Source organism: Flavobacterium fructosi (assembly GCF_042787335.1).
Taxonomy (GTDB): Bacteria; Bacteroidota; Bacteroidia; order Flavobacteriales; family Flavobacteriaceae; genus Flavobacterium; species Flavobacterium fructosi.
Genome location: NZ_JBHZQA010000029.1, coordinates 1 through 3066, shown reverse-complemented (window position 1 = coordinate 3066; position 3066 = coordinate 1). Strand labels below are relative to the sequence as shown.

4 protein-coding genes are annotated in these 3066 nt (G+C 31.5%); 3 read left to right on the top strand and 1 reads right to left on the bottom strand.

Annotated features, from left to right (window positions below):
* The first annotated feature begins 159 nt into the window (after positions 1 to 159).
* Together ACFX5D_RS16190 and ACFX5D_RS16185 are read left to right on the top strand one after the other, a co-directional pair.
* On the top strand, positions 160 to 333 hold the full coding sequence (locus ACFX5D_RS16190; protein ID WP_379859234.1) for a hypothetical protein: 174 nt from the start codon (positions 160 to 162) through the stop codon (positions 331 to 333).
* Positions 315 to 578: a hypothetical protein gene (locus tag ACFX5D_RS16185; RefSeq protein ID WP_379859233.1), complete on the top strand. Its 264-nt coding sequence runs from the start codon at positions 315 to 317 to the stop codon at positions 576 to 578. Before ACFX5D_RS16190 ends, ACFX5D_RS16185 begins: the two co-directional genes overlap by 19 nt.
* A gap of 654 nt (positions 579 to 1232) precedes the next feature.
* Here the strand turns inward: ACFX5D_RS16185 and ACFX5D_RS16180 are convergent.
* On the bottom strand, positions 1233 to 2531 hold the full coding sequence (locus ACFX5D_RS16180; protein WP_379859232.1) for a hypothetical protein: 1299 nt from the start codon (positions 2529 to 2531) through the stop codon (positions 1233 to 1235).
* Between the two features lie 91 nt (positions 2532 to 2622).
* Here ACFX5D_RS16180 and ACFX5D_RS16175 point away from each other — a divergent pair, with 91 nt between their 5' ends.
* Complete coding sequence (locus ACFX5D_RS16175; protein ID WP_379859231.1) at positions 2623 to 2940, top strand: hypothetical protein; 318 nt, start codon at positions 2623 to 2625, stop codon at positions 2938 to 2940.
* The last annotated feature ends 126 nt before the right edge of the window (positions 2941 to 3066 follow it).

Here is a 3066-nt window from a genome sequence, read left to right as displayed (position 1 = left end):
AAATCCTCTTGAAAATACCTCTACAATCTTTACGATAACTCCATAGTGTTGACGGCAGGTACTCGGTTCCGTTCAACACGGGCTTCATTGTTCGTGCTGCGCACACAACGAAACCCTTGCTGTTATGTGTAGTAGGGCTAATTAAAACTAAAAGCAATTATGAAAAAAATTAAAAATATTGGTAATTATTATGGAGGTTTATGGATTCAAGAGTTTGAAAATAAATATTATTGGATAATTGAAAATCACGACACGGATTTTAGCATATTATCAGAATGGAGTGAAATAACAAAATCTTTATATCAAGAATTATTATGGGAAAAAGAAATTTAGAAAAATTATCGTTGATTTACGATAAAAGACAAAAGGATTTTGTTGTTAAATATCCTTTGCGTTGTGACGGTGCATTAATACTAAATCATTTAGTAAGTGATGTTTTAAAGCATAAAGTAATAAAAGAATATCCTAACCAATTTGATGTTTTTAATTTAAAAGATGAATTAGAATTAAGAGGTTATGATTTATCTACTCTAAAATTCAGTATAGAACTAAAATCAATTGAAGAAACGGAAAAATAGTATTACACATAACGTTCTCGCGCTACAAGCAGTTTGGGCTTAAATCAGCGTTATCTTTCGGATTTGCCAAATCTTCCAAATACAAACCAATTTTTCCATTAAGCCAAATCCCCAAATTGCTTGTAGCGTGTGTTACTGGAGGCTTGTTTTTGTCGAAATTACGATTAAACCGCAAATTTTTCACGCTTCTGTTGGCAAGTTCCAACTTTCACGTTTGTGATTTTCGGTTCGTAATTTTCAACATTTTATTTTTCAATTATTTACTTTTCGCTTTAAAATTCTGCGCAAAAAATTTTCAGTTTTTGCTTTTCAGTTTTCTGTTGGCAGATTCCAATTTTCACACTTCCGCTTTTCAAGTTTCTGTTAGGAAATTCCAATTTTCAAGTTTTGGTTTTTCAGGTTTCAACTTTTCAAGTTTCTGCAGGCAAGTTCCAATTTTCACGCTTCTGCTTGTAAACTTCTTGCGGAAACAAATGCTTATATTCTGATTGTTTTCATCTGCGTAATTTCGGCACAAGTCTCCAGTAACGTCCCGCTGCTTTGAGATGGCTGGAAATTCGTAACCTTTCGGTTTTCGGCTTAACGAAAACGTGATGCGAAACGATAATTCCACTAAACTCCAGCTAGCTCAAAACAGCTGTTGGCAAATCGTTTTTATTCATCTAATGGATTTGGTAAATCGTCTAGTATTTCATTTCTATCACAATTTCTTAAAAAAAAGTATAAAGACGAGTCTATGATTTTTAGTGTTTTTCCACCTCTATCATAATCAACAAATGGAGGATTTATTTTTTTATTCATTTGATGTTGAGTAATATTATGCAAAAAAGCACCTAAATCACCTGATCTAACATCTTCTGGACGATGATGAATTTTTCTAATTTCATCTAACAAAGACGCTCTACTTAATCCGCTTTCAATATTATCCAAATTATAAGTTAATAGTAATTGAATGAAATAGTATGGAAAAGCTAAGGATGCTTTTCCACTTTGAGCACTAATTTTATTACTTATATCTACAAAAGCCTCAAAATTTCTATGATGTCTGACACCATATTCTTTTGCTTTTAAATCTAAAGCCTGAATTAAATGTTCTTTCTGTAATGTAAATTTGTTTTTTTGTGTTTCAGTTATATCGGCAATAATACAACACTGTTTGCATATTTCTTGAACAACACCAATGCTATCAAACGAACAATTAATTATTTGATTTTGTATTAGAGAGAAATCAACATTTAATAATTCTTCTCCTTTTTCAATAACCTTTAGAAAATCGGATTTTTCCCAAGGTTCAACTGGGACTTCACTAATTCGATCTAATAAATCTCCATTAAACTGAACAAGCCTATTTGCTTCTCTCCAAATTCCTAAAATAATAAAAATTATTTGATGGTCTTGAAATACTCTCAAGTCGTAAGCAAGGTTTTCTTGCACTTCTTGTGATAAATAATGGAAATTTTCTAAAACTATATATTTACTTATTTTATTTCTAATAAAAAGTTCAGAAACATCTTGTGCTAATTCTAAATTATATTCAAAAAACACTTCCTTTTTTGTAGAACTAAAATTTTCTGCTTCACTTACTTCAGATCCCAATCCAATTTCACCTAAAGCTGGCACTTTAATTTTAAAACCACCATTTATTTTTCCGCCTAACTCTTTATTTTCTGAATTAGTTTCACTTTCAATATACCCAATATTTAGTTGTCTTAAAATTGATTTATAGATATCAATTGATTTTGTTTGGGGTGAGCATTCAACTTTGATATAGTCATCGATATTTAGATGCTTAAGAATTAATGTGGTTTTTCCTTGTTTGGAAGATCCATAAACAATTACTTCATTTCCATCGTTTATAGCTTCTTTAAATTTTTTATCAACTTTTTCTCGTTCAATATATGTTTTAATTAAAGTACTTTTTACTCCAAAAACATCAGTTGTCTTATATATCATAATTATGTCGTTATTCTATTTTAAAATGTTTGCCAACGTTCCCTCGCTTGCTCGTCGTTGTGGCGAATTGAACACCCAAAAATAACTGATAATGACTAAACTTAAAATTATGCCAGATACTTCCAAAGAAGCCGAAATGCCACAATGCGTGCAAACGAGTGTTAGCGGTTCGGGCGTTGTTAAAAAAGAACTTGCTTGTTGGATTTACTATGAAGATGGACACACTTTTTATTGCTACGATTGTTGTCAAAAAAGAGTTGAAGAAATAAACACTAATAAAGAATTTAGCGAAGATATAGATTACGAAGGAGGCGATGAATGTGGTTATATGCAAGATTACGCTTTTCAAGATTATGAAGTAGAATGCGAAAAATGCTCGAAACCGTTATTTTCGGAGGTAGATTGTTAGCCTGACCGCTAACGTCCCCGCGCTACAAGCAGTTTGGGACTAAATTAGCGTTATCTTTCGGATTTGCCAAATCTTCCAAATACAAACCAATTTTTCCATTAAACTAAATACCCAAATTGCTTGTAG

Coding starts and splice junctions, on each gene's coding strand:
- ACFX5D_RS16180 (WP_379859232.1), bottom strand. CDS start 2,531: ATGATATATAAGACAACTGATGTTTTTGGAGTAAAAAGTACTTTAATT.
- ACFX5D_RS16175 (WP_379859231.1), top strand. CDS start 2,623: ATGACTAAACTTAAAATTATGCCAGATACTTCCAAAGAAGCCGAAATG.
- ACFX5D_RS16190 (WP_379859234.1), top strand. CDS start 160: ATGAAAAAAATTAAAAATATTGGTAATTATTATGGAGGTTTATGGATT.
- ACFX5D_RS16185 (WP_379859233.1), top strand. CDS start 315: ATGGGAAAAAGAAATTTAGAAAAATTATCGTTGATTTACGATAAAAGA.